We start from the raw sequence: 26,722 nt of genomic DNA, 5'->3' as shown, positions 1-26,722 counted from the left end.
GGGGTTATCCCCTAGACATAGTCGTGCACGCACTAGATGAAAACCAGCACCGAAAAACAAACCAAAGCGACGGCCATGATACGCAAAAACACGCGCCATGCGGTCGCGTTCGTCAGCAGATACGACAGCAACGTTCCAGCATAAGTCCAGAACAGGCACACACATAGGTTAATCCCCGAAAACGTAGCGCCGAGCGTCAATGCCTGCTCTGTCGGTGATCCCATTGGCACGTAGACCATCGCGGACAATGCGACCGCCCAGACCTTTGGGTTCACCCACTGGAACAGCACCGCTTCGATAAAGGTGAACGGACGGTCAGCGGCGTCATTCTTTTGCACCGGATTGGCAAGCCACAGCTTGTACGCCATCCACAAAATCCAAAGGCTCGCGCAGATTTGCAGGATTAGCCGCAGGGATGGATAGCTCTGCAAAAGCGCGCCAAGGCCAAATCCTGTGATCGCCGACGTGATCCCAACACCAAACGCCACGCCAAGGATATGGGGCAATGTCGGGCGAAACCCGAACCGCGCACCAGATGCCGTTAGCAAAATCACGTTCGGACCGGGTGAAAACAGCCCAGCAAAGACGAACCCGAAAAGCGGCAATAGTTCAGTCAATCAGGTCATCCTTGGTCAACGTGAAACCGGACGCGATCCACCGTTTCTCTGCTGCCTTCAACGCCTCGCCCAGCGCCGCACCCTGCAACGTAGGCATTAGGTCTTGGGCCGTAATCGGGAACGTTTGACTGGCTGCAAAATTTACTGATTTCGTTTGATGAGTGTCTATATCTTGACCCTTAGACGCGCATTCAATCGCCAGCTTGTCCATGCCCGTTTGCCTATCATAGCGATACGCAATTTCGGTCGGGGACATATCGCTGCGCAACACATCCAGCCGCCGCGCATTTGCCTTTGACAGCCGCAAATTTTCAGCCACGTCCATCCCGCCTAGAACCGCCAAACGACGGATCGGATCGGGCGTCATTTCCGCGTTCTGTTCAATATGCACCAACACCGCCAACGCGCCGTGATCTGCGCCGGGCAGCACCTGCATCAAGCCACCGCAAGACGCAAAAGACGCAACAGCAGGAGCCGGATCAGGGGCGGCGAGCAGCTTGATCATCTCCTGACCGATGCGTTCCTTTGACAGACTCTGGATGCCCTCAACATTCTCGGCGCATGCCGCCAAACCATCGGCATCAATGCCGTCATCGACATTGCCATACCACGCGTGAAACCGAAAAAACCGCAAGATACGCAGATAATCTTCGCGAATGCGGCGATCCGGATCTTCGATGAAACGGACATGCCGCGCCTTCAAATCCGGCAATCCATCCAAAGGGTCAGCGACCACACCGTCACGATCCGCATAAAGCGCGTTCATCGTGAAATCGCGGCGACGGGCATCGTCCAACATCGTGTCGGCAAACGCAACGACGGCACGCCTGCCATCGGTGGCGACATCTTTGCGGAATGTCGTGACCTCAATCGGTTCCTTACCCACGATGATCGTCACGGTGCCGTGGTCGATCCCCGTCGGAACAACGGTCAATTCAGCGGCTTGCGCCAACTTCATCACCACGTCGGGCCGTGCGTTCGTAGACAAGTCCAGATCAGCAACAGGCGCATCCAGCAATGTATTACGGACACAACCGCCTACGAACCACGCCTCGAACCCGGCATCTGCTAACAACGCACAAACGGTTTGCGCAGGTGTCGCAGAAAGCCAGTCCGCCGTGATTTTCATGATGCGATCCGATCCGCCAAGCCGCGCAGGATACGGGCGGTCGCACCCCAGATGTAATATGCGCCGAACGGGGCCACATAATATTCGCGCCGCCTGCCCTGCCAGCGGCGACCTTCGATGCGGTAATTTGCGGGGTCGGTGAAATGGGTAAACGGTACCTCGAACACTTCGGCGACTTCGCCGGCTTCGGGGATCACCGTGTATTCACCGCGTATCAGGGCCAAAATTGGGGTGACTTGGTAGGACGTCACCGTTTCATGGCACGGCAACGCGCCAAGAACGTCAACTTGACCCGATGGCAATCCGATCTCTTCGCGTGCTTCACGCAAAGCAGCGGCCGCAAGGTCCGCGTCGGTGTCATCCATCTTGCCACCCGGAAAGGCGATCTGCCCCGGATGGTGTTTCAACTTCGCAGAGCGTTTCGTAAGGATCAGGTTCCCGTTTTCGCGCACGCCAACCAACACAGCGGCTGGTTTCAAAACGCGACCCTCGGGCGTGACAATGTCAGGGTTCAGATCAAAATCAGACGACGCGCCACCCGATTGGGACAGCGCGTCGCGTAAGATTTGGCCGTAATCAGGCGTCATCGCCTGCGGCCTTTTCCGCTTCAAACCCAAGTGTCAAAGGATCGAACACATAATGGGCCCCACAGAACTGACAATCCGCCGTCACTGTGTTTTCCGGCGTGGTCATCGTCTTGATGTCTTTCGCGGAATAGATCGACAACGACTGACGCACCTTGTCTTCGGAACAGGTGCAGCCGAATTTGATCTGGTTCGCGTCAAACACGCGCGGCTCTTCTTCGTGGAACAAACGGACCAACAATTCGGTTGGCGTCACGGTTGGGCCGATCAGTTCCATGTCGTCAACAGTGCTCAGCAATGCTGTCGCGCGGTTCCAGTTTTCACCTTCATCCTCGTTCAGGAAATCCATCGGATCAGTCAGACCATCCTCGCGCAATGCCTCGTCGCCCGCAGGGGCGTCGCGGATCGAGGATTTTGGCATGTGCTGCAACATGATCCCACCAGCCCGCCATTTTGGACCTTCGCCCGGCATCTGGTTTTGACCGTAAGACAGCGAAAACTGCGTCGGCAACTGTTCAGACTGTGCAAAATATGTCTCTGCACAAGCGGACAAGGACCCACCGGCAAGCGGCGTCACACCTTGGTAAGGCGCCATGTCTTCGCCCTGATGGATCATGATCGCAAAGTAACCTTTGCCGATCTGTTCAAACCCATCGCCATTCTCGTCCAGCGTATCTTTGTTGTAGCTGGCATAGGCACGGATGCGGGCGGGTTGACCATCGTCAGTCGGCGCATAATAATCTGTCGCCAGAATACGTGCAGCGCCTTCGCCGCGAACCTGCAAAGACAGCTTCCAACGCAGTTTCATCGACTGGCCGATCATCGCGGTCAGCAAAGCCATTTCAGCCACCAGACCTTCGATCACGGCTGGGTAGTCGTGCTGTTTCAGAACTTCTTCCAACACGCCATCCAAACGGGCCACGCGGCCACGGATGTCGGAACGATCGAGTTGAAACGGCAGGACTGTATCGTCCCAGGCAATTGAACCTATGGTCATCGGCTTTCCTATCTTGTCAGGAATTGGCATATCGCGGCTATATAGGGGCGGCAAGTGTAGCGTCCAAGGGGGTAAGGTATGATCAGACGGTATGGCAGCACGCCGATTGCGGGACACAAGTACGTGCAACGGCCCGGTGCCTACGCGATTTTACCTCGCGGCGGGAAGGTTTTGGTCACCTACCAAGGCGCGCCGCACGATGAATTCCAGCTGCCCGGCGGCGGCATTGATCCGGGCGAAGGCCCGATCGAGGCATTGCACCGCGAAGTTTTGGAAGAAACCGGATACCGGATCGCCGCCCCGCGCAAGATCGGCGTGTTCCGCAGGTTCACCTATATGCCTGAATACGGGATCAACGCCGAAAAGGTCTGCCACATCTATCTGGCGCGCCCCATTCTGCCGCTTGGCCCACCATCGGAACCGGGACATCTGGCAGTCTGGCTTGATCCGGTCGTCGCACTGGCTGAACTGGCAAACGACGGAGACGCCGACTTCCTCGCCGGCGTCTTTTGATAGTTTCGCAACGAAACTCTGTTTATTAACAATGCGTTAAGAAACGAGAGGGCGGTCTTCGATCACGTGACCGTAGATTGTGGTCAGGATTGAAATGCCAAGCATCATAACCAACCACTGCAATGCGAAGTTCAGGATCGTAGCAATCGCAGGAATGCTTAACATAAAGTAACCAATGAACGCACTTGGAACGATATTGATCACTGCCAGCAGGATAGACAGTAGAACAATTGTACCATTTAAGGAACTTGTCGCCCGAAATGCATCTCCAAATGGCATCGGCTTTCCAAGCGCGGTCCCAACCAGCGCAACACCCAGACGGATTGCGATCACAGACAGTGCAATCATCGCAATTCCGAAAAACAGAAGGGTGCCAAGGATTGATCCGTTTGAACCCGAACTCATCGGTCCCATCGAAAACAGACCCATAATCAAAAATATTGGCACTGCAGCAAGACCAACGATAAGCCCGAGCAAGATTGCTTTGCCTGCGTAGGACCAGATCGGGCGGTTCTGCACTGCCGGTAGTAACGACGTGTATTCTTCCAAAAGAATAAAGCGATGCCATGATACAGCGACCCAAGCGGTAACAAAGAAGACAGCAGGAAGAAGAACGAGCGGCAAAAGCGCAAGGGTGGTGTAACCCTGCGAAACAGAACCATTACCCGCTGTTCCCGCAATCGCGACCAAAATCATCATGGCGCCGATCAGAATTGCATAGGGTCCGACGGACACCTTTAGCGCCTGCCCGAAGTTACCAAAAATCATGCGGAATGTGTGAAGTAGAATCTTGAACGCCATGGAAAAATACTCGTCTGGTTGAATTGTGCGCCTAGGTTGCACGCGGTTAAACCCCCGTCAACGCCGCTATCCTTGCCCTGCCCGCCCAAACGCAGTATCGCCGTTTCCAACAAATATCCGCATCAAAGGCTTGATCTTATGTCCGCTCCTAAAAAAGTTGTCCTTGCTTATTCTGGTGGCCTCGACACCTCTATCATCCTCAAGTGGCTCCAGACCGAATATAACTGCGAAGTTGTCACGTTCACCGCCGATCTGGGTCAAGGTGAAGAACTGGAACCCGCCCGCGCCAAGGCTGAAATGATGGGTGCGTCTGCGATCCACATCGAAGACGTCCGCGAAGAATTCGTGCGCGATTTCGTGTTCCCGATGTTCCGTGCGAATGCCGTTTACGAAGGCATCTACCTGCTTGGCACGTCTATCGCCCGCCCGCTGATTTCCAAGCGTTTGGTTGAAATTGCCGAAGCCGAAGGCGCTGACGCGATTGCCCACGGTGCGACTGGTAAAGGCAACGATCAGGTACGGTTTGAACTGGCCGCTTATGCGTTGAACCCAGACATCAAAGTCATCGCACCTTGGCGGGAATGGGATCTGACATCCCGTACGCGTTTGATTGAATTCGCAGAGCAGCACCAAATTCCTGTCGCCAAAGACAAACGTGGCGAAGCGCCGTTTTCTGTGGATGCCAACCTGCTGCACACATCTTCCGAAGGAAAAGTGCTGGAAGATCCAGCGATTGAGGCGCCGGAATATGTGTACCAGCGGACGGTTGCGCCGGAAGATGCGCCTAACGAGCCGGAATTCATCGAAATCGGGTTCGAGCGCGGCGATGCTGTGTCTATCAACGGCGAAGCGATGTCGCCTGCTACTATCCTGACCAAGCTGAACGAATACGGCGGTAAGCACGGCATTGGTCGTTTGGACCTTGTTGAGAACCGTTTCGTCGGCATGAAATCACGCGGTATCTACGAAACTCCGGGTGGCACAGTTCTGCTGGAAGCACACCGCGGGATCGAACAAATCACGCTCGATTCCGGTGCAGGTCACCTGAAAGACAGCCTGATGCCACGCTACGCTGAACTGATCTACAACGGTTTCTGGTTCTCGCCGGAACGTGAAATGCTGCAAGCCGCGATCGATAAATCGCAGCAGCACGTCAGCGGCACCGTTAAGGTGAAGTTGTACAAAGGGTCCGCGACAACTGTTGCACGTTGGTCCGAGAATTCCCTGTATTCAGAGGCACATGTGACCTTTGAAGAAGATGCAGGCGCGTACGATCAAACAGATGCGCAGGGCTTTATCCAGTTGAACGCGCTGCGTTTGAAATTGCTGGCCGCACGGGATCGTCGCAAGAAATGACCCAAGCCGAGATGACCGAATTGTTGCAGCGGGGCGTGAACCATGCGCCGCTGGCAGGATCGTTGAAGTTTGATAGCGGCGATGATGGCGTGATCATTCTGGAAGACCAGACTGTATCAAACGTGGATCGTGACGCCGATTGCACGATCAAGATCACGGCGCCAAATCTGGCGAAACTGATCAAAGGCAAGCTAAACCCGATGACAGGTGTTGTGACTGGTAAGCTGAAGGTGTCTGGCGATGCGCGGATTGCGCTGAAGCTGGGCGAACTGCTTAAGTCCTAAAGAAATTGCCCCGCTGGCGCAGGCCAACGGGGCAGTACCACAATACCACTTAAGAACTACCCGCGTGATGCGGATTCCTTACCGGTTCATCGTATGTTTGGGGCATTACGATATTCTGAACGCGGCTGGATTTATTCTGTAGTCACGGTATTCAGCTGGGAAAGTTTCACAGGCTTCAGATTTTTTCTTTCGAGAGGCGTTCGAAATACGGCAGCGTTTCTTCCAACAATTCTGCGTCACGACCAGTCAGTTCTGGCAATGGCCCTTCCGCGCCCGCGAACCCCGTGGACTTATGAACGGCACCATACCAATGCTGCGCCCAAATCCCGTCCGCGTCACGCGGGCCTGCATCCCAAGCCAACATCGCCGGATCAAAATCCAGCCCGATGTAGTCGCACAGCAGGTGTAGCATTTCTTCGGGATCTTCACGGATATCGCTGCTGTCGATGACCGCACCGCCGATTTTGTCGAACAGGTCGACCTGCTGTTTGAAACCAAGATCAGCCGCTGTGACCTGTTCGCGTTTTGCCGCATAACTCGCGATCACACGCGCCGGATGACGGATCAGGTGGACGTTTTCACACTCGGCTGTCCAGTCCATCGGCATGCCGTCAATCATGTGGTGTGGCATGTGTTTCATGTAAAAATGCGGCTTTTCGTCAGGAATAGAGCCTACACAGCGCGCGGCGACCTTAGCCGGATCGTCTTCATGGGTCGCGATAATCCGATCGGCCATGGGGTGATCAAGACCGGTTTGCTTCAAGTACGCCGCATAGAATGGTTCGTCCCATGCCGCGAAATCGGCGCGGTTGCCGAAGGCGTACATCATGGCTGTCGACAGGTTACGCGGGCCAGACCACATCGCGATCCGCATTAGCTGCACTCCTGCGCGATAAGGTCGGCGTAAAGTTTACGGATGCGTTTTGTCATTGGGCCAAGTTCACCGTTCCCGATTTGCCGCCCGTCGATTGACCCTACAGGCGTTTGCGCCCCAAACGTGCCGGTCAAAAACACCTCGTCTGCGCCGTAAGTGTCCACGAGCGAATAGTTGCGTTCGAACACAGGAATATCGTTCGCGCGGCACAGGTCAATGACCTTTTGGCGCGTGATCCCGTTCATGCAGTAATCACCAGTCGAGGTCCAAACAGCCCCCTTGCGCACGATGAAAAAGTTGCAGGCGTTGGTCGTGTTCACGAAGCCATGCACGTCGAGCATCAACGCCTCGTCTGCGCCAGCCTTTTGCGCGGCGATACAGGCGAGGATGCAGTTAAGTTTGGAATGCGAATTTAGCTTCGGGTCCTGCGTCATCGGCAAGCCGCGCTGGTGCGGCACGGTTGCAAGGCTGATCGGACGCGGGATTTTCGGTTTCGAATGTTCCACGATGATCACAAACGTCGGCCCGGTTTGGGACAGGTTCGGATGTTGGAACGGACGCACCTTTACGCCCCGCGTGATCATCAAACGCGCATGGGCGTCGGTGGTGATGCTGTTCGCTTTTTGCGTCTCTAACAAGGCGTCAAACACGCCTTTTCGGTCCATCCCGATATCAAGATCAATCGCTTTGGCAGCTTCAAACAAACGGTCGAGATGTTCATCGGCGAAGGCCCAGTGATTGTCGTGCAGACGCAGCCCTTCCCAGATGCCGTCGCCCAACATGAAACCGCTGTCATAAACGCTGACCACGGCCTGCGATTTAGGCACGATTTTACCGTCAACGTAGATCAAGATGTCGTCGTTGCGCGCGTCTTCTTCGGCTTGGTGGGTGGTCAGGTGGTCATCGGTCATCGTTGGAAAGCCTGTACTTCAGAAAGATCGGGGATCACGTCGGCGGTGCCGTTGCGCGTGACCATCAATGCGCCTGCTTTCAGGGCCTGATTGATGGCTTGTTCCATCGGCAAACCGCGGTCGAGGCCCGCCAAAACGTAGCCGGTGAACGTGTCGCCGGCACCAGTCGTGTCGACCGGATCAACCTTGATCGCGTCAAAATGCTGTTTGCCAGCGCGGCTATACCAGTCCGCGCCATCTGCGCCCAATGTTACGATCACGTCGGCCACACCCAAGTCTTTGGCGTCTTGGCCAGTTGCGTCTTTCAGTTGCGCGGCTTCGACTTCGTTCAGGATCAGGAAATCGATGTATTCGAGAACCGCTTTGACGCGTTCTGCATCAAAAGGAGCTGCTGCATATCCGACCTTCAGCCCCATCTTTTTGGCAAGCTGTGTTCCGGTGCGTTGCAGGTTCGTTTCATTCTGCGTGATGAACCAATCGCCTGTTTGGGCTTCGGACAATGCGGTCTGCAAAATCGCCTGCGGGATTTCAGCATTCGCACCCGGATGCAGGATGATCATGTTTTCTGAATCCGCATCCACCGCGATAATCGCATGGGCGGTTTCAGTGTCTAACGTGGTGATATGGCGTGTATCGACGCCATATTCGAGCAAGCGTTGCTTTGCCCACGCCCCATCATGTCCAACGGCACCGATGTGGTTTACTTGTGCCGCTGCTCGCGCCGCAGCAACGGACATATTGGCCCCTTTGCCGCCCAGAAAAACTTTCCGGTCGGTTGCTGCCAGTGTTTCGCCACGCGCGGGAATATGCGGCACCGCATAAACGTAGTCCGCGTTGATAGAGCCTAGATTCCAGATCGCCATGATTTACCCAATACGACAAGCGGCGATGACCGCCATGTTCAAGATATCGTTCACCGTAGAGGTGGTTGAGCAAAGTTGTACAGGCTTTCCGACGCCTGACAAGATCGGTCCAATCACAGTCGCGCCCGCCATTTCCTGCATCAGCTTCACCGAGATCGAGGCAGAGTGCCGCGCAGGTACGACCAAAACGTTTGCCGGACCCGTCAGGCGTTGGAATGGATACTGCGCCATGACGGCCGGGTTCAGTGCCACGTCGACGTTCATTTCACCTTCGTATTCGAAATCGACACCGCGTTGATCAAGAATATTCGGGGCCACGTGCATCTTTTCAGCTCGTTCGGACACCGGATAACCAAAGGTCGAGAACGACACGAAGGCAACGCGCGGATCAAGACCCAGTTCACGCGCGACCGCCGCACCCCGTTCAGCGATATCCGCTAGATCGTTTTCGTCCGGCCATTCGTGCACCAGTGTATCCGCCATCAGCACGATCTTACCTTTGTTCAGGATCGCCGTGACACCCACGGCACCATCATGCGGTTCGGCATCAAACACGCGATTGATCAGTTCCAGCACATGCGCGGATTTCCGTGTCGCACCTGTAACCATTCCGTCGGCGTGACCGTGTGCGACCATCAATGCTGCGAACACGTGCCGATCACGGGCTGCAAGACGGTGGACGTCCTGCATATCCAGACCTTTGCGTTGCAGGCGTTTGTAGAGAAAGTCCTTATAAGTGTCTAAATTAGGCGTATTCGCCGCATTCACGATTGTCAGTTCGTCGATTGCGTCTGCCATGCCCTCTGCAGTCAGCTTTTCTGCGACGTCATCTGCACGACCCACAACCAGCGCCGTCCCGAAACCAGACCGCTGATACGTGACCGCAGCCCGCAAGACGCGCGGATCGTCGCCTTCTGCAAAAACGACTGTGGATTGATTGGAACGCGCCCGCGCGTTGAGATTACGCAGCATGTTCGCGGTCGGATCCATGCGGGCCTTTAGCGATGCTTCGTACCCTTCCATGTCGACGATGGGCCGACGCGCAACGCCAGTGTCCATCCCTGCCTGCGCCACAGCGGTTGGGATGCGGTAGATCAAGCGCGGATCAAACGGCGTCGGAATGATATAGTCGCGGCCAAAAGACAATTTCTTGCCGTAAGCCATCGCGACCTCGTCTGGCACATCTTCGCGGGCCAGATCAGCGAGCGCTTGGGCGCAGGCAATCTTCATTTCGTCGTTGATGGCGCGGGCGTGAATGTCGAGCGCCCCGCGGAACAGGTAGGGGAAACCAAGGACGTTGTTCACTTGGTTCGGATAATCTGACCGACCTGTGGCAACGATCACGTCATCGCGGACTTCGTGGGCTTCTTCTGGTGTGATTTCCGGATCAGGGTTTGCCATCGCGAAGATCACGGCATTGGGTGCCATCGACATCACCATGTCCTGCGTCACGGCCCCTTTTGCCGACACACCAAGGAAGACATCGCAGCCAGCCATTGCCTCGGCCAAAGTCCGTGTATCAGTGTTGGCCGCATGCGCAGATTTCCACTGGTTCATGCCTTCGGTGCGGCCCTGATAAATCACACCTTTGGTGTCGCACATGATGCAATTGTCGTGTTTCGCACCCATCGCCTTGAGCAATTCAAGACAAGCAATCCCAGCGGCACCGGCACCGTTCAGAACAATCTTCACGTCTTCAATTTTCTTGCCAGAGATATGCAGTGCGTTGATCAGGCCTGCAGCACAGATCACAGCCGTCCCGTGCTGGTCGTCATGGAACACGGGAATGTCCATTTCTTCCTTCAGGCGTTGTTCGATGATGAAACATTCAGGGGCTTTGATATCTTCGAGGTTGATGCCACCAAAGGTCGGGCCCATCAGCTTCACAGCATTGCAGAACGCATCGGGGTCTTCTGTATCTAGTTCCAGATCGATCGAGTTCACATCGGCGAACCGTTTGAACAGAACAGATTTGCCTTCCATGACCGGTTTCGACGCGAGCGCACCAAGGTTGCCCAAACCCAGAACAGCAGTCCCGTTCGAGATAACGGCGACCAGATTGCCCTTGTTGGTATAGTCGTACGCCGTCGCAGAATCGGCTGCGATTTCTTCGCAGGGGATCGCCACGCCGGGGGAATAAGCCAGCGACAAATCGCGTTGTGTGGTCATTGGCACGGTTGCCTGAATTTCCCACTTCCCCGGTGTTGGGGCGATGTGGAAAGACAGTGCGTCTTCCCGTGTCATTTTCGTCTTGGCCATGGTGTTCCTCCCGCATGCGTCCAGCCTTTGTAAGGGGGGATCAAACCAAAGGGCAACGGGTGGATTTCGGGGTTTCGTCGCTAACATTGCGTCGGTAGTGTCGCCCCGATGACCGTGGGGGAAATGTCGTGGCTGCCGAGAAAAGCACAGTGACGCCGATGATGGCGCAATATCTGGAGATTAAGCAGGCGCATCCCGATGCGTTGCTGTTCTACCGGATGGGTGATTTCTACGAGATGTTCTTTGACGATGCCGTTCATGCGGCAGAGGCGCTGGATATCGCGCTGACCAAACGCGGGAAGCATGATGGGAATGACATTCCGATGTGCGGCGTCCCGCATCACGCCGCCGAAGGGTATTTTCTAACGCTGATCCGCAAAGGATTTCGCGTTGCTGTTTGTGAACAGATGGAAAGTCCGGCTGAAGCGAAGAAGCGTGGCTATAAGGCGGTCGTGAAGCGCGAAGTTGTGCGACTGGTGACACCCGGTACGCTGACCGAGGATTCATTGTTGGATGCACGGCGGCATAATTTTTTGGCGGCGTTTGCCACTGTACGTGATGAAGGGGCATTGGCTTGGGTCGATATCTCAACCGGAGCGTTTCACGTGATGACGTGTCCACGTGTTGCGTTGGGGCCCGAACTCGCCCGACTGACACCGCGCGAAGTGATCGTGGTTGACGGCACAGAGCCGGAATTCGCCGAATTAGTGTCTGATGCGGGCGCTGCTTTGACCACGCTGGGGGCTGCGGCCTTTGACAGTACAGCTGGCGAAAAGCGGTTGCTGAACCTTTATAACATCGGATCGCTCGACGCTTACGGCACCTTTGCGCGCGCCGAGATTGCAGCGATGTCGGCGGTTGTCGAGTATCTGGAAATCACCCAGAAGGGCAAATTGCCCCTGCTGCGCCCGCCTGTGTCAGAAGGCCAACGCGCGACGATGCAGATTGATGCGGCAACGCGGCGGTCGCTGGAATTGACGCATGGGATGAACCGCGGTCGTGCCGGATCGTTGCTGGGTGCTATTGATAAGACCATGACGGCTGGTGGCGCACGGTTGTTGGAACGGCGTTTGGCGTCGCCGTCTTGCAACCTTGCGGTCATTCAAGAACGGCAGGACGCGGTTGCGTTTTTGGCAGATGATAGCCGCCTGACCGGTGATCTACGGGATCATCTGAAAGGCGTCCATGATCTGGATCGGGCGTTGTCACGGTTAGCGCTGGATCGCGGTGGTCCACGTGACATGGCCGCCATTCGCAACACGATTGGGCAAGCGCAGACACTGTTTTCTACGTTGCAGGGTAATTTACCTGGCATTTTGGTGAGTGCTGCTGCGGGGTTGCAAGGCCACGACGAATTACTGGCGTTGCTTGATGCGGCACTGATCGCAGAGCCGCCCTTGTTAGCGCGCGATGGTGGATTTATCGCGCAGGGCTATGACGCGGATCTGGATGAGGCGCGGACGCTGCGGGATGAAGGTCGCTCTGTAATTGCCGCCATGCAAACAGAATTTATCGAATTGTCCGGCGTGTCGGCATTGAAGATTAAGCATAACAACGTACTGGGCTATTTCATTGAAACAACGGCGACCCACGCTGAAAAGATGATGACGCCGCCTTTGAACGAAACATTCATTCACAGGCAAACAACGGCAAACCAAGTACGGTTCACAACCGTGGAACTGTCCGAGATCGAGACGCGAATTTTGAACGCTGGCGGGCGGGCGCTTGACATTGAAAAGCGGCTTTATCAGTCTCTAACACAGGCGATTGTGGCACAGGCTGGCCCACTGGGTGCGTTGGCCCGCGCCTTGGCCGAGATCGATTTGACCGCTGGTTTGGCGCATCTGGCTGCACAGGAAAACTGGGCGCGGCCAAAGATGGACGACAGCCGCGCGTTTGATCTGCAAGGCGGGCGGCATCCTGTGGTGGAAGCTGCGCTGAGCCAAGCGGGCGAGCCGTTTATTGCGAATGATTGTGATCTGTCGGATCAGTCGATCTGGTTGCTGACAGGTCCGAACATGGCGGGTAAATCGACGTTCCTGCGCCAAAATGCGCTGATCGCGGTGCTGGCCCAGATGGGCAGTTTTGTTCCGGCAAAGTCCGCACATATCGGGATCGTTAGCCAGATTTTCAGCCGCGTCGGGGCGTCGGATGATCTGGCAAAAGGCCGATCAACATTCATGGTCGAAATGGTCGAAACGGCTGCGATCCTGAACCAAGCGGATGACCGGGCTTTGGTGATTTTGGATGAAATCGGACGGGGAACGGCGACCTATGACGGCCTGTCTATCGCTTGGGCCACGTTAGAACACCTGCACGATGTGAACCGCTGCCGCGCGTTGTTCGCCACGCATTACCACGAGATGTCGGCGCTTTCCGCGAAATTGGACGGCGTCGACAATGCGACGGTGACGGTAAAGGAGTGGGAAGGCGACGTGATCTTCCTGCACGAAGTCCGCAAAGGCACGGCAGATCGCAGTTATGGTGTGCAGGTTGCGCGGCTTGCGGGACTGCCGCCCGCGGTGGTTGAACGCGCAAAAGTCGTGTTGGAAGCGCTGGAAAAAGGCGAACGCGAAGGCGGGTCAAACCGCAAGGCGATCATCGACGATCTACCGTTGTTTGCTGCCGCGCCACCGCCCGCGCCTGTCAAAGAAGTCGTGAAAGAATCCGCTGCAGAGGAGCGGTTGAAAACAATCATGCCGGATGAATTAACGCCGCGCGAGGCGTTGGCGTTGATCTACGAATTGCGAGATTTGGCGGACGGATAAGCGTTACCAGCTACCGCTTGCGCCGCCGCCGCTGGAGCTGCCACCGCCGAAGGATGATGATGATCCACTGGACGATGATGAAAAGCTACTGCTGGAGTTGCTTGAGACATTTTGATCTTCGATCTTTGGAATGACAAATGTGGTCACTGTTTCATGATCGCAGTTTTTGCAAAGCGCATAGGCTCTGCCGTGGCCTTGGCTGGTTCGCGTCGGATAGGTGTCGGTGATTTTGGTGATGTATTGCGTTTTGTAGCTGCAACTTGGGCAAACTTTGTGACTATTGAAGAGCGCTGGATAGGCTTCGACCCGCACATGTTCACATTGGCGGCAGGCCCAGACGTCGTGATCCATCGCCTTGATCTGTTCTTCGATGATCTGGCCTTGGCTTAGGAATGCGTCTTCTTCCTCTTCGGTCAGCCAGTACATCTTTGACCCGTCATTCCGACAAATGCGCGGTTTTGTCCGTTTGTGGTGACGGTACGCTTTGGTGCCGAAATAGAGCCCGAACGGCGTGCCGATTCCCAAGATCCACCAGAACGCCATCGCAACAAATCGGCCTGTTGCGTTTAACATTCGTGTCAGAAGGTTCGCGTCATATTCACCAGGATATCGACCTGTGACGGCTTGGATGATCTTGATCATGCCTTCGTCGATTCCGGTGTAATATGCATCTTCTCGAAAGGCGGGCGTGATAGTCGTGTCGATGATCCGCTTCATTTCCGCATTGTATTCGGTACCATAACCGGCGCCGAGTTCGATCCGCAGTTTGCGATCCCGACGTGAAACGAGAAGAAGGATACCGTCGTTCGTGTCCGCATTACCGATTCCCCATTCATTGAACAGGTCAGTGGCGAAAGGTTCAATCGCGCCGCTGTGCCCGTAATCAGACATGCGATTGATAGTCAAAATGGTGAATTCGATGCCCCGCGCATCATTCAGTTCTTCAAGCCGATACCGCAGCCGCGCTTCCCACGAATTGGGAATCAAGCCCGCGTAGTCATTGACGTAAAGGTCTTCGTAATCGGGGTAGGTTGTTTGCGCCTGCACCGCAGACGCAAAAAGCAGGAGCATCACTGCCCCTGCCCTGATCATATTTGCAAAAGCGTCGATTAGGACGCTGGTGTTGAGGAAACCCCAACTTGGGCTGCGCGCAAAAGACGGTCGTGCAACATGAAACCTTCGGCGGCGACTTGGATGATGTCCCCTGCTTTGGTGCCGGGCACCGGGGCCTCGAACATGGCTTCGTGCAGTTTGGGGTCAAATTTGTCGCCAACCTCAGGCACGATTGGGTCAATGCCGTGCTTTTTGAAGGTCGAGATCAATGCGCGCATTGTCAGTTCGACACCTTCCAACAACGCAGCGTTTGCGTCACCTTCGGCTTCTTCCGCTGAATTCAACGCGCGGCGCATGTTGTCGTAGACTGGCAGCAGGTCACGCGCGAGTTTGGACCCACCGTAGTTTTCCGCTTCACGCCGATCCCGATCAGACCGCTTGCGGATGTTTTCAACGTCGGCCAGTGCGCGCATGAATTTGTCGCGGAAATCGTCACGCTCTGTCTTGATGGCTTCGATTTCTTCAAAGCCGCCTTGATCGAAATCAGGCTCTTCACCCTCAGCAACAAGGTCATCCAAGGACATCGGTTCTGCGTTTTCGTCTACCATCTTTTTCTACCTCTAGGACCGGTCGGCAATCATTTTGCCCACCAGCTGTGCCGTATAATTTACGATGGGAACAATCCGCCCATAATTAAGGCGAGTCGGCCCAATGACGCCAACGGCGCCAATAATCTTCTGATCGGCGTTCATATAAGGAGAAACCACCAAAGAGGAACCCGAAAGTGAGAACAATTTGTTCTCTGACCCAATAAAAATGCGAACGCCATCGGCATCGTCTGCCAGTTCCAAGAATTGGGCGATGTCGCGCTTTGCCTCTAGGTCATCAAACAGGGTGCGAATGCGGTCGAGATCGGCCTCGGATTCGTTATCCGTTAACAGATTTCCCCTGCCCCGCACGATTAGCCGTTCGGTTGTTTCGCCTTTGTTTTCCCAAATCGCCGCGCCCGTTTCGACGAGTTCCGCGGCAAGCGTGTCAATTTCCTGACGCCGTGCTGCGATTTCACGCGTGATGATGCCATCGAGTTCGGACAGCGTATGACCTTCGGCAATTGCGTTCAGGAAATTGGCAGCTTCGCGCATGGACGATGGCGTTTGTCCGGCTGGCGGTGTGAACAGGCGGTTTTCGACGTGGCCGTCAGCGAACACGAGAACCACGAGTGCACGTTCGCGCGACAGCGACACAAAATCGATATGTTTGATCGGCGCTTCGTGCTTTGGCGTCAGGACAAGGCTGGCCCCATGTGTCACGCCGGACAAAGCAGATCCGACACGATCCAACAACGCAGTTACGTCGCTGTCTTTCTCGCCCATGGTCTGGTCGATCCGCTGGCGGTCTTCTGCACCAAGATCGCCCATTTCAAGAATACCATCGACAAACATCCGTAGACCTAGCTGCGTTGGCACACGACCTGCGCTGACATGGGGCGACCCGACAAGACCCAGATATTCGAGGTCCTGCATCACGTTACGAACAGTCGCGGCGGATACGCTTTCCGACAATGTCCGCGTCAAAGTCCGCGACCCAACAGGTGCGCCAGTTTCAAGATAGCCTTCGACGACCCGCTGAAATACTTCACGGGACCGATCGGTCATATCTTCGATTTGTGGCTTCTTGTCGGACATCAGACTTCTTCAAAAGGAGCAGTGCAATTAAGACCAAGTGGTTGCTGGCGTCAATCAGGCTTGGAATTTTCATGTGGGGCGCGTATCGCAGGTATGCAACCAATGACAGGAGTTCCCCCATGCGTCCATCAGGCCGTCAGACGAATGAAATGCGCGAAGTTTCCATCGAGACTGGTGTCACGATCCACGCCGAAGGATCCTGTTTGATCAAGATGGGCAACACCCATGTGTTGTGCACTGCGACGGTTGACGAAAAAGTGCCCCCTTTCATGCGCAATTCCGGTCTGGGTTGGGTGACGGCGGAATACGGAATGCTGCCGCGGGCGACGCATACGCGGATGCGCCGTGAAGCGAAGAATGGTCAATCTGGCCGGACCCAAGAAATTCAACGCTTGATCGGGCGGTCCCTGCGGGCTGGTGTTGATCGCGTGGCTTTGGGTGAACGTCAAATTCAGATTGACTGCGATGTGATCCAAGCCGACGGCGGCACACGGTGTGCCGCGATCACCGGTGGTTGGGTTGCGCTGAAACTGGCGGTGAACCAATTGATGAAAGCGGGCATGATTACGTCCGATCCGCTGGTTGAACCTGTAGCCGCAATTTCATGCGGGATTTACGCGGGCCAAGAAGTGCTTGATCTGGATTATCCCGAGGATTCAGAAGCTGGCGTTGATGGCAATTTCATCATGACGGGTGACAAGTTGATCGAAGTACAGATGTCCGCTGAAGGATCGACTTTTACCCGGGCACAAATGAACGGCTTGCTGGACCTCGCTGAAAAGGGCGTGTCCGAACTGAAAGCAGTTCAGCTGGCAGCGGTATCCTAAGATGCGGAAGTTCACGGGTGATCAGCTGGTTGTGGCGACACACAACAAAGGCAAGTTGGAAGAGATTTCAGCGTTGCTTGCGCCCTATGGTGTAAAAATTTCATCCAACGACGATCATGACCTTCCGGAACCTGTGGAGGACGGTCAGACATTTATCGACAATGCACGGATCAAAGCACATGCAGCGGCCAAGGCGACAGGCTTGCCTGCATTGGCAGATGACAGTGGTTTGTCCGTTGATGCGTTAGATGGCGCACCAGGGATTTACACAGCGGATTGGGCGGAAACGCCGAATGGCCGTGATTTCCCGATGGCTATGAAAAAGGTCGAAGATGCGTTGGCAGCCAAAGGCGCGGACGTTTCACGTAAAGCGCAGTTCAACTGCACACTCGTCCTTGCATGGCCGGATGGCCACGATGAGGTGTTTCCCGGTATCATGCCCGGTCAGCTGGTTTGGCCGATGCGCGGTAGTGAAGGCCACGGATACGATCCCGTGTTCCAACCAGACGGATATGACATCACGTTTGGCGAAATGGATCGTTGGGAAAAGAACAAAATCAGCCACCGCGCTGATGCGTTTGCCAAGTTAGTGTCTGGTTGCTTTGAATAACGATTGGGAAAACGGGGGCTTCGGCCTTTATATCCATTGGCCGTTTTGTCAGGCAAAATGCCCCTACTGCGACTTTAACAGTCACGTGGTCCGCGAGATTGATCAAACGGTTTGGCGCGACGCGTATATCAGCGAAATCCGCCGGACCGCTGCCGAAACCGAAGGACGCGTTTTGCGATCCGTGTTCTTTGGTGGCGGCACGCCCAGCATGATGGACCCTGATCTGGTTGATGCGATCTTGCGAGAGGTTCGCGCGGCGTGGCCTGCTGCGAACGATATTGAGATCACCCTTGAGGCAAATCCAACATCTGTCGAAGCGGGTCGGTTTCGGGGATATCGCGATGCTGGTGTGAACCGTGTGTCGATGGGCGTGCAGGCGTTGAACGATCCGGATTTGAAAGCGCTGGGACGTTTGCATTCTGCATCCGAAGCAATGGCAGCATTTGATGTCGCACGTGGTGTATTTGATCGGGTGAGTTTTGATCTGATTTATGCGCGTCAGGATCAAACTGTTAGCGCGTGGGAAGCTGAGCTGAAACAGGCACTAAACCTCGCAATAGACCATCTTTCTTTGTACCAACTGACGATCGAAGATGGCACTGCGTTTGGGGATCGCTACGCGGCAGGAAAGCTACGCGGTTTGCCGGACGAAGATCGTGCAACAGAGATGTACGAAGTCACGCAAGCGATCACGGTCGATGCCGGATATCATACCTACGAAGTGTCTAACCACGCTAAACCGGGTCAAGAAAGCAGACACAATCTATTGTACTGGCATTATGGCGATTACGTCGGAATCGGACCTGGTGCGCATGGCCGCGTGACGATCGATGGGCAGCGTTATGCGACCGAAGCACCGCTTGGTCCGTTCGATTGGTTGAAAGCAGTACGCAAAGGCGGCAGCGGCGAAAGTGATCGCACCGCTTTATCCCTGCCCGACCAAACCAGCGAATTTCTACTGATGGGGTTGCGCGTCACAGAAGGCGTATCATTGGCGCGTCTGCAAGCGTTGTCCCGCGGCACATATGACGCAAACATCGCAGGTTTGCGCGACATGGGCATGGTCGAAACGAAAGACGGCCAATTGCGCGTTACTGCAAAAGGCCGCCCATTATTGAATGCTGTGTTGAGCGAACTGTTACGGGATTAACCGCCCAAAGCGCGCAGCAAGTCGTCAAGTTGATCAAGGCTTTTGTAGTTCAAAACCATCTTGCCACCCTCACCATCACCGGAATGATCAATGCTGACTTTCATGCCAAGATTGGCAGCAAGCTCTGCCTCGATCTGGAGCGTATCGGCGTCCTTTTTACCGGCAGGCTTTTTCGCTTTTGGTGTCTGGTCGCCCGCGTTCGGGTCTTTTTTGGCAAGACGTTCGGCGTCGCGAACTGACAATCCATTCTCGACAATCTGCCGCGCCAGAGCGCTGGCAAATGGATGACCAACAAGAGCACGCGCGTGACCTGCGGATAGCTGACCTTCAACCAACATCCGTTGGACGTCATCCGGCAGGTTCAGTAGGCGCAAAAGATTCGCGATGTGGCTGCGGCTTTTGCCAAGCGCTTGCGACATCTGGTCTTGGGTATGCCCAAAACGATCCATCAACTGACGATAACCTGCGGCTTCGTCGACAGGGTTCAGATCTGCACGCTGAATGTTCTCGATGATCGCGATTTCAAGAACTTCAGTGTCGTCAAATTCACGGACGATCACCGGCACTTCATGCAGCTGGGCGATTTGCGACGCACGCCAACGGCGTTCACCCGCAACGATTTCAAAATGGTCAGGCCGATCTGCGATTGCACGGACGATCAAAGGCTGAATGATGCCTTTTTCTTTGATCGAAGACGCCAGTTCAGCCAATGCATCTTCGTTAAAAGCACGACGCGGCTGGTCCGGATTTGGGTGTACCCGCTCGACCGGCAAATGCGTTTCAGCTTTACGCGGTGCTGCTGTCTGTTCAGGTCCGACATCCGCCATCAATGCAGACAAGCCACGCCCCAGACCACGGTTTTTGTTCGGTTTGTTCGACATGGTTTAGGCCCTTTGCTTAGCGGGCTGTTCACGCCCGATGATTTCTTTTGCAAGCGCGCGATACGCTTGACTGCCCTTGGATTGCGCGTCGTATTGCAGAACTGGCAGGGCAAAAGATGGTGCTTCGCTTAACCGGACGTTCCGCGGGATTACGGTCTGGAACACTAGATCACCCAGATTGTCGCGCGCGTCCATTTCAACCTGTTGCGATAGGTTGTTGCGGCTGTCGTACATGGTGAGAGCAACGCCTTCGATCCGCAAATTCGGGTTCGCGGTTTGACGTACATCGCGGATTGTCAGCATAAGCTGCGACAAACCTTCCAACGCGAAAAACTCACTTTGCAGGGGGACAACAACAGAGTCGGCAGCGACCATCGCGTTCACCGTCAGAATATTCAACGACGGTGGGCAATCGATCAACACATAGTCGAAACCAAAGCGGTCGATATCAATCTGGCGCAAAGCATCATGCAGCAAGAAGCTGCGTTTTTCATTTGAGATCAGTTCGATATCGGCAGAACTTAAGTCAGTTGTCGCCGGAATGATCGCAAGATTTTGGATATCCGTCGCCTGAATAGCCTCTTCAAGCGTCGCTTCGCCAGCGAGCAGATCGTAAGTTGTGATATCACGGTCGTCCTGTTCAACACCAAGACCAGTTGACGCGTTCCCCTGCGGGTCAAGGTCAACCAACAACACGTGACGGCCAGCTTCGGCCAACGCCGCTCCAAGGTTGATCGTCGTTGTCGTCTTACCAACGCCGCCCTTCTGGTTCGCAACAGCGATAATTTTAGGTCCGGTACTGCGGCGATTATGCGGCACGGGCGATCCTTTTCAGTGAGAGAATGCGTGAGTCTGGTTCGGTGATACTGGTGTATTCAGCCAATTCAAAGTCCCAATTGCCGCGAACGGCATTCAATTCTTCAGCGTATGTCCGACCCTTCATCAAAAGCGCCTGCCCCGCTGGACGCAGATGTATTTCGATCATCGGCAGCAAGTCTTCGATACTTGCCAAGGCACGCGCACTTACTATATCTGCGTCTTGTGGAGCCGCTTTTTCTATACGTTGTGGTATTACATAGGCATTCAATCCGAGTTCGCGAATTGCGGTTCTCAGAAATGTGCACTTACGCGCATCGCTTTCGATCAGTGTAAACTTTGTATCTGGCGACAGTTCTTTTGCAATAATCGCCATAACGATCCCAGGAAAACCACCGCCACTGCCGATATCTACCCAATGCTTCGGGCTATCCGCATATTGGAACACTTGTGCGGAATCGATGATATGTCGGTTCCAAATATCTGGGACTGTCGATTTTGCGATCAAATTGATCTTGGCTGTCCATTTTGCAGTCAGCTCACCAAATGCCTCGAGATGTTGGATTGTTTCACGTGAAACACTGACGCCAATTTCTTCAATCATATTAGCTACCGGTCTTTTTAACTGAAGACTTCCGCAAACGGCTAAGAATTAACATTAGCGCTGCTGGGGTAACGCCATCAACTCTACCTGCCTTTGCGATGGTTTCAGGTCGCGCCCTTGTCAGTTTTGCGACCATTTCATTAGATAGCCCATTGATTGACCCATAATCGAGGTCTGTCGGAATGATCTGCGCTTCGTCCCGTTCCATTGCAGCAATATCCTTTTCCTGCCGCGCAATATAATTTGCATAAAGCGCATCGCACTTCACCTGCTGCTGGATTACAGGATCATCTGTCAAAGGCGCATCCGACAACTGTTTGATATGAGAGAAATCAAAGTCGATCAGAGCCAGTGCGTCCAATGCAGAACGACGCGGACCGTCGGCGTTCAATTTCACGCCCTGCCCCGCTATTTCTCGCGCAGACAATGAAATATCAGCCAAAGACGCCTTCGTTGCATCAATCGCCGTCATCTTTTCAGAAAACGCCCGCCACCGAACATCTGAAACACAACCAACCTCACGACCTAAACCCGTCAATCTCTGGTCGGCGTTATCAGCACGCAACGACAACCGGAATTCAGCCCGAGAGGTAAACATGCGATATGGTTCGCTGACGCCTCTGGTCGTGAGGTCGTCAATCATAACTCCGATGTAGGAAGAACGCCGGCTAAAGTGCAGCGCTTCTTGACCTTTGATTCGTCGCGCCGCATTCAAACCAGCAACCAATCCTTGCGCTGCTGCTTCTTCGTATCCAGTTGTCCCGTTGATTTGACCAGCAAGATATAATCCCGGCACGTCTTTCAATTCCAGCGTAAGGCTCAACGCACGCGGATCTACGTAATCGTATTCAATGGCGTATCCCGGCTGCAAGATTTTGGCGTCTTCCAGTCCGTAGATCGAATGAACGTAGTCATCTTGAACATCCACCGGCAACGATGTTGAGATGCCATTCGGATAGACCGTATGATCGGTAACCCCTTCAGGTTCCAAGAAAATCTGATGTGATGTCTTATCCGCAAACCGAACAACTTTGTCTTCGATTGACGGGCAATACCGTGGCCCAATGCCATCGATGTGCCCACCATACATCGCCGAGCGCTTCAGATTCTCGCGAATGATATCATGCGTTGCTTCGTTTGTGTGGGTAATACCACACGAAATCTGCTGGGCTGTTGGCGCCTTTGACATGAAAGAGAACATCGTTGGCGCGTCATCACCCGCCTGCATCTCAAGCTTATCCCATGCGATCGTGCGCCCATCTAAGCGTGGCGGCGTACCAGTCTTGAGCCGTCCAAGTGGAAGATCGAAGGAATCGATGCGTTCAGCCAATTTAATTGAAGGCTGTTCACCCATACGACCACCAGGTTTTGCGACATCACCTACGTGAATGACCCCGCGAAGGAATGTACCCGTTGTCAAAATGACCGCTTGCGCATGAATTTCGCTCCCATCAGGGAGCGTGATGCCGGCGACCTTCCCATCTTTCATGATAAAATCAGCGACTTCGCCTTCAATGACATCAAGATATTGTTGTTCGCTAGTAAGACGTTGCATTTCGCGACGATAGATTGTGCGATCAGATTGCGCGCGCGGGCCCTGAACAGCTGGACCTTTTGTGCGATTCAGAAGCCTGAACTGGATACCTGCCAGATCTGCGACTGTGCCCATAACACCATCAAGCGCGTCAATTTCACGAACGAGATGTCCTTTTCCCAGTCCGCCGATGGCCGGATTACAAGACATAACGCCAATGGTATCCACACGAAGTGTCACCAGTGCGGTTTCAACACCCATTCTGGCTGCCGCATGCGCAGCTTCAGTTCCGGCGTGCCCGCCGCCAACAACAATGACGTCGTAATGTTTCACGTGAAACACTCCTTATTTGCCGATGCAAAAACTCATGAAGATTTCGTCCAAGACGTGTTCAACATCTACACGACCAACAAGCGAATCGACAGCCCGAATTGCCGTGCGTAGATCTTCGGCGATGAGATCGCTCATTCCCATGGGATCATCAATGGAACCGATTGCCACATCAAGACCTTCGATCCCCTGTTTCAGGGCAATCCGATGACGTTCGCGCATCGCAACCCCAACAGAAGCAACACGTTGCTTTAACTCTGTTCCGATACGATTGATCAGTTCGTCAACACCTGTACCTGTTTTACCGGAAATGGCAAAATCGCCGGAAGATTCAACATCTCCTTTGGCGCGCACGGTAATATCACCATCTACCATATCTAGTTGAGCAGTTTCGCCATCAAGCAACATGTACACGCGAAGGTCGGCTGCGGCTGCCCTGTCTTTCGCACGCGCGACACCCATCATTTCGATCTGATCTTCGCTTTCGCGCAATCCTGCAGTGTCCAGGAACGTGACAGGTAGACCGTCTAAGTCGAAACGCACCTCGATCACATCGCGTGTTGTACCCGCAATATCAGATGTGATCGCCGCATCGCGCCCTGCAATCCTGTTGAGCAATGTCGATTTGCCAACATTCGGCGCGCCGACAATTGCAACTTCGAAACCGTCACGAACGCGTTCGGCAATCTGCACGCCGTCATGTTCGCGAACAAGGCTTTCCCGTACATCAAGAATCAGTTCTTTCACTTCGGGCCGCGTGTCGACTGGTACCTCTTCATCTGCGAAGTCGATGGTTGCTTCCAGCAAGGCTGTCGCCCTAATGAGTTTGCGCCGCCAATCTTCTGCCCGCTGCCCAAGTTCGCCCGAAAAAACACGAAGCGCTTGTTTTCGCTGTCCTTCGGTTTCAGCGTCGATCAGATCGGCGAGGCCTTCCACCTGTGCCAGATCAAGCCGCCCGTTTTCGAGCGCTCTTTTGGTGAATTCACCTGCTTCTGCTTGGCGCAGCAACGGATGATCGCCGAGAACACGTAGCACCGCTGCCACAACAGCCGGGCTTCCGTGCAATTGAAGTTCGACAACCTCTTCACCGGTAAAGCTTTGCCCAGATGGAAACCGCAGAACCAAAGCCTCATCAAGCAAGACACCATCTGCGCCGATAATGCGCCGCACACCGCGATCTGCTGGCGCATTTGACATGATATCTTGCGCTGCAGTCACCGCGTCGGGGCCAGACAAGCGCACAACTGCAACGCCTGCCCGTCCCTGTGCTGTCGCCAAGGCAAAAATCGTATCCATCATCCTAACCCATTGTTTAGGAATAATAATTTATGTGTTCATTGAGTCGAAGAAGTCTTCGTTTGTCTTTGTCTGCTTCAATTTCCCGATCAGGAATTCGATCGCATCCGTGGTCCCCATTGGGTTCAGGATACGGCGCAGCACATATGTTTTCTGAAGATCGATTTTGTCGACCAACAGTTCTTCTTTCCGTGTACCGGACTTGAGAATGTCCATCGCTGGGAAGACACGTTTATCTGCAACCTTACGATCCAGCACGATTTCAGAGTTACCGGTCCCTTTGAATTCTTCAAAAATGACTTCGTCCATCCGGCTGCCTGTGTCGATCAGCGCTGTCGCGATGATAGTCAAAGACCCGCCTTCTTCGATGTTCCGCGCAGCACCAAAGAAACGTTTTGGACGTTGCAAGGCGTTGGCGTCCACACCACCGGTTAGAACTTTACCGGATGACGGCACTGTCGTGTTGAATGCACGGCCCAAACGCGTGATGGAATCGAGCAGGATGACAACGTCGCGTTTATGTTCGACGAGACGTTTCGCTTTTTCGATCACCATTTCGGACACAGCCACGTGACGTGTCGCTGGTTCGTCGAACGTAGAAGACACAACCTCGCCCTTCACGGACCGCTGCATGTCTGTAACTTCTTCCGGCCGTTCGTCGATCAACAGAACGATTAGGTAGCATTCAGGGTGGTTCTTTTCGATGCTGTTCGCGATGTTTTGCAGCAGAACCGTTTTACCTGTCCGCGGTGGTGCCACGATCAAGGACCGCTGCCCTTTACCGATTGGTGACACGAGGTCGATGATCCGCGCGGAGCGATCTTTTGTATTGTTCTCTGATTTGACTTCCATGTTCAGCCGCTCGTCTGGGTAGAGCGGTGTCAGGTTGTCGAAAGCCACTTTGTGTTTTGCTTTTTCCGGTTCTTCAAAGTTGATAGATTCAACCGAGATCAGCGCAAAATAGCGTTCATTTTCAAGTGGTTCTTTAATGACCCCTTGAACCGTATCCCCAGTCCGCAAGGAGTGGATCCGGATCATTTCAGGCGACACGTAAATATCGTCGGGACCTGGTAGGTAGTTCGCTTCCGGGGAACGCAGGAAACCGAAGCCGTCTTGCAGCACTTCCAGCACGCCGTCGCCGCCGATCACCCATTCTTCGTCTGCACGTTCGCGCAGAATGGCGAACATCATATCGCCTTTGCGCATTGTGGACGCGTTTTCGATCTCGAGCTCTTCAGCGAGAGACAGCAGGTCCTTCGGGCTTTGCGCTTTCAGGTCGGCAAGGTTCAGACGGTGGGTCATATGCAGTTATCCACGCGCAGGCCCGTGGGTTGCGCGACTTTCAAAACAAATCTGGAAAATGCGGTCCCCGAACGGGGTGCGCTTGCTGTGTAGGTTTTTCAGCTTGCTGAGTCAATCAAAACGGACGGACGACAACAGCAACGAGAATGACAAGCATCAAAACCGTCGGAATTTCGTTCGCCATTCGGTACTGACGACCCGTTTTCGCCTGCCCGACTGCCACCGCTTTGCGTTGTTTCCCCAGCCACACGTGGAACACCGTCATAGCGATGACACCCAACAGCTTGGCCCAGCCCCATACGGCCCCTAAATCCAGCATCCCTAGCCCGATCATGATCAATCCGCACACCCACGCCACCATCATCGCAGGGTTCATGATCACACGGTGCAGTTTTTCTTCCATCATCTGGAACGTCTGATCCATCTCTGACCCTGAACCAGGTGTTGTCCGTTCGACATGATGCACCAATAATCTAGGCAAATAGAATAGCGCTGCCATCCAGCTGATCACGGCTGCGATGTGTAGCATTTTGATCCATGGATAGAGATAGCTGAGCAGGTCGATCATAGCGCTGTCCTTATTCTTTCTACTCTTAAATATATATTAAGTATTAGAAAGATGATGATGATTATAGTGTCGTCGTTTTCTGTGGTTTCTTTTTTTATCCGACAAGTTAT

At 54.3% G+C, this 26,722-nt stretch carries 26 protein-coding genes; 7 read left to right on the top strand and 19 right to left on the bottom strand.

The features are described from left to right. Nucleotides 1-32: 32 nt before the first annotated feature. From K3729_01805 to K3729_01790, 4 genes are read right to left on the bottom strand one after another with little or no spacing between them, the layout of a single operon-like run. Entirely contained in the window at nucleotides 33-617 is a 585-nt protein-coding gene (locus K3729_01805) for a LysE family translocator (protein UWQ99557.1), read from the bottom strand. Further along, nucleotides 610-1,746 (bottom strand): CCA tRNA nucleotidyltransferase, encoded by a 1,137-nt coding sequence (locus K3729_01800; protein ID UWQ99556.1) that lies wholly within the window; start codon nucleotides 1,744-1,746, stop codon nucleotides 610-612. The genes K3729_01805 and K3729_01800 overlap by 8 nt, the downstream gene beginning before the upstream one ends. Further along, nucleotides 1,743-2,333, bottom strand: a complete 591-nt coding sequence (locus tag K3729_01795; protein ID UWQ99555.1) for a CoA pyrophosphatase — start codon at nucleotides 2,331-2,333, stop codon at nucleotides 1,743-1,745. Before K3729_01795 ends, K3729_01800 begins: the two co-directional genes overlap by 4 nt. Beyond that, on the bottom strand, nucleotides 2,323-3,327 hold the full coding sequence (locus K3729_01790; GenBank protein UWQ99554.1) for an Hsp33 family molecular chaperone HslO: 1,005 nt from the start codon (nucleotides 3,325-3,327) through the stop codon (nucleotides 2,323-2,325). The genes K3729_01795 and K3729_01790 overlap by 11 nt, the downstream gene beginning before the upstream one ends. A gap of 78 nt (nucleotides 3,328-3,405) precedes the next feature. On the opposite strand from K3729_01790, the gene K3729_01785 reads away from it, so the two are divergent. Beyond that, nucleotides 3,406-3,840, top strand: a complete 435-nt coding sequence (locus tag K3729_01785) for an NUDIX hydrolase (protein ID UWQ99553.1) — start codon at nucleotides 3,406-3,408, stop codon at nucleotides 3,838-3,840. Between the two features lie 36 nt (nucleotides 3,841-3,876). Here the strand turns inward: K3729_01785 and K3729_01780 are convergent, their stop codons facing one another. Continuing rightward, nucleotides 3,877-4,641, bottom strand: coding sequence for a hypothetical protein (locus K3729_01780; protein UWQ99552.1), 765 nt, complete (start codon nucleotides 4,639-4,641; stop codon nucleotides 3,877-3,879). A 138-nt stretch (nucleotides 4,642-4,779) separates the two neighbouring features. On the opposite strand from K3729_01780, the gene K3729_01775 reads away from it, so the two are divergent. Continuing rightward, complete coding sequence (locus K3729_01775) at nucleotides 4,780-5,997, top strand: argininosuccinate synthase (protein UWQ99551.1); 1,218 nt, start codon at nucleotides 4,780-4,782, stop codon at nucleotides 5,995-5,997. Further along, nucleotides 5,994-6,281, top strand: coding sequence for an SCP2 sterol-binding domain-containing protein (locus K3729_01770; protein UWQ99550.1), 288 nt, complete (start codon nucleotides 5,994-5,996; stop codon nucleotides 6,279-6,281). The genes K3729_01775 and K3729_01770 overlap by 4 nt, the downstream gene beginning before the upstream one ends. 175 nt (nucleotides 6,282-6,456) lie before the next feature. Here the strand turns inward: K3729_01770 and K3729_01765 are convergent, their stop codons facing one another. Genes K3729_01765 through K3729_01750 form a run of 4 tightly spaced genes read right to left on the bottom strand, consistent with a single transcriptional unit; the run spans nucleotide 6,457 to nucleotide 11,188 of the window. Beyond that, the gene (locus K3729_01765; GenBank protein ID UWQ99549.1) at nucleotides 6,457-7,155 is read right to left on the bottom strand and encodes an HAD family hydrolase; all 699 of its coding nucleotides are present in this window, start codon (nucleotides 7,153-7,155) and stop codon (nucleotides 6,457-6,459) included. Beyond that, nucleotides 7,155-8,066: an aminotransferase class IV gene (locus K3729_01760; GenBank protein UWQ99548.1), complete on the bottom strand. Its 912-nt coding sequence runs from the start codon at nucleotides 8,064-8,066 to the stop codon at nucleotides 7,155-7,157. Before K3729_01760 ends, K3729_01765 begins: the two co-directional genes overlap by 1 nt. After that, complete coding sequence (locus K3729_01755) at nucleotides 8,063-8,929, bottom strand: ribokinase (protein UWQ99547.1); 867 nt, start codon at nucleotides 8,927-8,929, stop codon at nucleotides 8,063-8,065. The genes K3729_01760 and K3729_01755 overlap by 4 nt, the downstream gene beginning before the upstream one ends. A 3-nt stretch (nucleotides 8,930-8,932) precedes the next feature. Further along, nucleotides 8,933-11,188, bottom strand: coding sequence for an NADP-dependent malic enzyme (locus K3729_01750; protein UWQ99546.1), 2,256 nt, complete (start codon nucleotides 11,186-11,188; stop codon nucleotides 8,933-8,935). A gap of 158 nt (nucleotides 11,189-11,346) precedes the next feature. Here K3729_01750 and mutS point away from each other — a divergent pair, with 158 nt between their 5' ends. Next, nucleotides 11,347-13,956 carry a DNA mismatch repair protein MutS gene (gene mutS, locus K3729_01745; GenBank protein UWR00903.1) on the top strand — a complete coding sequence of 870 codons (2,610 nt, stop codon included), beginning with the start codon at nucleotides 11,347-11,349 and terminating at the stop codon, nucleotides 13,954-13,956. Between the two features lie 3 nt (nucleotides 13,957-13,959). Here mutS and K3729_01740 read toward each other — a convergent pair whose 3' ends face one another. The 3 genes from K3729_01740 to hrcA are packed head-to-tail and all read right to left on the bottom strand — an operon-like array spanning nucleotide 13,960 to nucleotide 16,694. Then, nucleotides 13,960-15,027 carry a TPM domain-containing protein gene (locus K3729_01740; protein UWQ99545.1) on the bottom strand — a complete coding sequence of 356 codons (1,068 nt, stop codon included), beginning with the start codon at nucleotides 15,025-15,027 and terminating at the stop codon, nucleotides 13,960-13,962. Between the two features lie 38 nt (nucleotides 15,028-15,065). Continuing rightward, nucleotides 15,066-15,617 (bottom strand): nucleotide exchange factor GrpE, encoded by a 552-nt coding sequence (locus tag K3729_01735; GenBank protein ID UWQ99544.1) that lies wholly within the window; start codon nucleotides 15,615-15,617, stop codon nucleotides 15,066-15,068. 12 nt (nucleotides 15,618-15,629) lie between these two features. Further along, nucleotides 15,630-16,694 carry a heat-inducible transcriptional repressor HrcA gene (hrcA, locus tag K3729_01730; protein ID UWQ99543.1) on the bottom strand — a complete coding sequence of 355 codons (1,065 nt, stop codon included), beginning with the start codon at nucleotides 16,692-16,694 and terminating at the stop codon, nucleotides 15,630-15,632. Between the two features lie 119 nt (nucleotides 16,695-16,813). Here hrcA and rph point away from each other — a divergent pair, with 119 nt between their 5' ends. Genes rph through hemW form a run of 3 tightly spaced genes read left to right on the top strand, consistent with a single transcriptional unit; the run spans nucleotide 16,814 to nucleotide 19,281 of the window. Continuing rightward, entirely contained in the window at nucleotides 16,814-17,521 is a 708-nt protein-coding gene (gene rph, locus K3729_01725) for a ribonuclease PH (protein UWQ99542.1), read from the top strand. A 1-nt stretch (nucleotide 17,522) separates the two neighbouring features. Beyond that, entirely contained in the window at nucleotides 17,523-18,131 is a 609-nt protein-coding gene (gene rdgB / locus K3729_01720) for an RdgB/HAM1 family non-canonical purine NTP pyrophosphatase (protein UWQ99541.1), read from the top strand. Beyond that, complete coding sequence (gene hemW, locus K3729_01715) at nucleotides 18,124-19,281, top strand: radical SAM family heme chaperone HemW (protein ID UWQ99540.1); 1,158 nt, start codon at nucleotides 18,124-18,126, stop codon at nucleotides 19,279-19,281. Before rdgB ends, hemW begins: the two co-directional genes overlap by 8 nt. Here hemW and K3729_01710 read toward each other — a convergent pair. From K3729_01710 to K3729_01680, 7 genes are all read right to left on the bottom strand, one after another. After that, entirely contained in the window at nucleotides 19,278-20,162 is an 885-nt protein-coding gene (locus tag K3729_01710) for a ParB/RepB/Spo0J family partition protein (protein UWQ99539.1), read from the bottom strand. The two genes, hemW and K3729_01710, sit on opposite strands and share 4 nt — an antisense overlap. A 3-nt stretch (nucleotides 20,163-20,165) precedes the next feature. Next, complete coding sequence (locus K3729_01705; protein UWQ99538.1) at nucleotides 20,166-20,981, bottom strand: AAA family ATPase; 816 nt, start codon at nucleotides 20,979-20,981, stop codon at nucleotides 20,166-20,168. Next, nucleotides 20,971-21,582, bottom strand: a complete 612-nt coding sequence (rsmG, locus tag K3729_01700; GenBank protein UWQ99537.1) for a 16S rRNA (guanine(527)-N(7))-methyltransferase RsmG — start codon at nucleotides 21,580-21,582, stop codon at nucleotides 20,971-20,973. The genes K3729_01705 and rsmG overlap by 11 nt, the downstream gene beginning before the upstream one ends. 1 nt (nucleotide 21,583) lies before the next feature. Further along, the gene (mnmG, locus tag K3729_01695; GenBank protein ID UWQ99536.1) at nucleotides 21,584-23,449 is read right to left on the bottom strand and encodes a tRNA uridine-5-carboxymethylaminomethyl(34) synthesis enzyme MnmG; all 1,866 of its coding nucleotides are present in this window, start codon (nucleotides 23,447-23,449) and stop codon (nucleotides 21,584-21,586) included. 12 nt (nucleotides 23,450-23,461) lie between these two features. Further along, on the bottom strand, nucleotides 23,462-24,742 hold the full coding sequence (gene mnmE, locus K3729_01690) for a tRNA uridine-5-carboxymethylaminomethyl(34) synthesis GTPase MnmE (GenBank protein ID UWR00902.1): 1,281 nt from the start codon (nucleotides 24,740-24,742) through the stop codon (nucleotides 23,462-23,464). 30 nt (nucleotides 24,743-24,772) lie between these two features. Continuing rightward, nucleotides 24,773-26,044, bottom strand: coding sequence for a transcription termination factor Rho (gene rho, locus K3729_01685; GenBank protein ID UWQ99535.1), 1,272 nt, complete (start codon nucleotides 26,042-26,044; stop codon nucleotides 24,773-24,775). Nucleotides 26,045-26,159: 115 nt separating this feature from the next. Further along, on the bottom strand, nucleotides 26,160-26,612 hold the full coding sequence (locus tag K3729_01680) for a CopD family protein (protein ID UWQ99534.1): 453 nt from the start codon (nucleotides 26,610-26,612) through the stop codon (nucleotides 26,160-26,162). Between the last annotated feature and the right edge of the window lie 110 nt (nucleotides 26,613-26,722).

Source organism: Rhodobacteraceae bacterium S2214 (genome assembly GCA_025141675.1).
Taxonomy (GTDB): Bacteria; Pseudomonadota; Alphaproteobacteria; order Rhodobacterales; family Rhodobacteraceae; genus Yoonia.
The sequence above is the reverse complement of the archived record's forward strand: the minus strand, read 5'-3'. Positions and strand labels throughout refer to the sequence as shown.

Bases quoted from the DNA above. Each gene is read 5' to 3' on its own strand.
- K3729_01760 (UWQ99548.1), bottom strand. From the start codon at position 8,066: ATGACCGATGACCACCTGACCACCCACCAAGCCGAAGAAGACGCGCGC.
- K3729_01775 (UWQ99551.1), top strand. From the start codon at position 4,780: ATGTCCGCTCCTAAAAAAGTTGTCCTTGCTTATTCTGGTGGCCTCGAC.
- K3729_01740 (UWQ99545.1), bottom strand. From the start codon at position 15,027: ATGCTCCTGCTTTTTGCGTCTGCGGTGCAGGCGCAAACAACCTACCCC.
- hrcA (UWQ99543.1), bottom strand. From the start codon at position 16,694: ATGTCCGACAAGAAGCCACAAATCGAAGATATGACCGATCGGTCCCGT.
- K3729_01770 (UWQ99550.1), top strand. From the start codon at position 5,994: ATGACCCAAGCCGAGATGACCGAATTGTTGCAGCGGGGCGTGAACCAT.
- K3729_01790 (UWQ99554.1), bottom strand. From the start codon at position 3,327: ATGACCATAGGTTCAATTGCCTGGGACGATACAGTCCTGCCGTTTCAA.
- mnmE (UWR00902.1), bottom strand. From the start codon at position 24,742: ATGGATACGATTTTTGCCTTGGCGACAGCACAGGGACGGGCAGGCGTT.
- K3729_01785 (UWQ99553.1), top strand. From the start codon at position 3,406: ATGATCAGACGGTATGGCAGCACGCCGATTGCGGGACACAAGTACGTG.
- K3729_01765 (UWQ99549.1), bottom strand. From the start codon at position 7,155: ATGCGGATCGCGATGTGGTCTGGCCCGCGTAACCTGTCGACAGCCATG.
- K3729_01750 (UWQ99546.1), bottom strand. From the start codon at position 11,188: ATGGCCAAGACGAAAATGACACGGGAAGACGCACTGTCTTTCCACATC.
- rsmG (UWQ99537.1), bottom strand. From the start codon at position 21,582: ATGATTGAAGAAATTGGCGTCAGTGTTTCACGTGAAACAATCCAACAT.
- rho (UWQ99535.1), bottom strand. From the start codon at position 26,044: ATGACCCACCGTCTGAACCTTGCCGACCTGAAAGCGCAAAGCCCGAAG.
- mutS (UWR00903.1), top strand. From the start codon at position 11,347: ATGATGGCGCAATATCTGGAGATTAAGCAGGCGCATCCCGATGCGTTG.
- K3729_01800 (UWQ99556.1), bottom strand. From the start codon at position 1,746: ATGAAAATCACGGCGGACTGGCTTTCTGCGACACCTGCGCAAACCGTT.
- K3729_01680 (UWQ99534.1), bottom strand. From the start codon at position 26,612: ATGATCGACCTGCTCAGCTATCTCTATCCATGGATCAAAATGCTACAC.
- K3729_01735 (UWQ99544.1), bottom strand. From the start codon at position 15,617: ATGGTAGACGAAAACGCAGAACCGATGTCCTTGGATGACCTTGTTGCT.
- K3729_01780 (UWQ99552.1), bottom strand. From the start codon at position 4,641: ATGGCGTTCAAGATTCTACTTCACACATTCCGCATGATTTTTGGTAAC.
- K3729_01755 (UWQ99547.1), bottom strand. From the start codon at position 8,929: ATGGCGATCTGGAATCTAGGCTCTATCAACGCGGACTACGTTTATGCG.
- K3729_01710 (UWQ99539.1), bottom strand. From the start codon at position 20,162: ATGTCGAACAAACCGAACAAAAACCGTGGTCTGGGGCGTGGCTTGTCT.
- K3729_01795 (UWQ99555.1), bottom strand. From the start codon at position 2,333: ATGACGCCTGATTACGGCCAAATCTTACGCGACGCGCTGTCCCAATCG.
- rph (UWQ99542.1), top strand. From the start codon at position 16,814: ATGCGTCCATCAGGCCGTCAGACGAATGAAATGCGCGAAGTTTCCATC.
- rdgB (UWQ99541.1), top strand. From the start codon at position 17,523: ATGCGGAAGTTCACGGGTGATCAGCTGGTTGTGGCGACACACAACAAA.